The organism is Tepidimonas sp., assembly GCF_046292505.1.
Classification (GTDB): Bacteria; Pseudomonadota; Gammaproteobacteria; order Burkholderiales; family Burkholderiaceae_C; genus Tepidimonas.
In genome coordinates this window covers 1-815 of record NZ_JBKBQX010000163.1, presented here as the reverse complement: position 1 = coordinate 815, position 815 = coordinate 1, and the positions used below count along the sequence as shown (strand labels likewise).

The window sequence follows — 815 nt, the reverse complement described above, 5'->3', positions numbered from 1 at the left end:
GATGTGCCTTTTCGAAGCCCGGCACCGATTCGGCCTGGGTGATGATGGAGGCATGATCCTGGCCGCCGACCAGATGCTGGTAGATGCCCTGGACGACGAACTCGCGCGCACGGTGACGCGGGCTCGTCGGCGCTTTCCTCGCTTTGACGGGGTGTGATTTTTCGCTGCTCACTTCAGCGCTTTCAGCAGATTGGCCATCTCGACGGCACATTGCGCGGCTTCGAGACCCTTCTGGCTCATCCGCACCTCGGCCTGTTCCTCGTTCTCGACGGTCAGGATCGCATTGGCGATCGGCACGCCGGTAGCTAGCTGCACCTCGGTGACGCCGCGAGCGGATTCGTTGGCCACGACTTCGAAGTGGTAGGTCTCGCCGCGGATTACGCAGCCGATGGCCACCAGCGCGGAAAACTTGCCTGTCTGCGCCAGTCTCAGCAAGGCGAGCGGGATTTCCAGTGCGCCAGGCACGGTGACGAGAGTGACATCGGCAACGCCGAGGCGACGCAGCTCATGGCAGCAGCCGGAAAGCAAACCTTCGCCGACGCTTTTGTTGAAGCGCGCCATGACGATGCCGATGGCGAGCCCACTGCCTGTGAGATCAGGTTCGATCTCGGTGAGATCGGCGCAGCGACCCGCTGGGTGAGATGGAGAAGTCGGTTTTGGCGTGAAACTCATGCGGGAATGTCCTCCGGCGTCAGATAGCCGCAGATCTCGAGGCCGAAGCCGGCCATCGAGGGAATCTTCCTTGGGCTGGCCAAAAGGCGCATCTTGCCCACACCCAGCTCACGCAGGATCTGTGCGCCGATGCCGTATAGACG

The 815-nt window shown here is 62.3% G+C and carries 1 protein-coding gene and 1 pseudogene; both read right to left on the bottom strand.

All coding sequences use genetic code 11. The features are described 5' to 3' along the window. Positions 1-168: 168 nt before the first annotated feature. Positions 169-672 carry a 6,7-dimethyl-8-ribityllumazine synthase gene (ribH, locus tag ACK4TH_RS12485; RefSeq protein ID WP_409626915.1) on the bottom strand — a complete coding sequence of 168 codons (504 nt, stop codon included), beginning with the start codon at positions 670-672 and terminating at the stop codon, positions 169-171. Beyond that, a pseudogene (locus ACK4TH_RS12480) lies at positions 669-815 on the bottom strand (bifunctional 3,4-dihydroxy-2-butanone-4-phosphate synthase/GTP cyclohydrolase II); the annotation flags it as partial. The pseudogene ACK4TH_RS12480 and the gene ribH, both read right to left, overlap by 4 nt.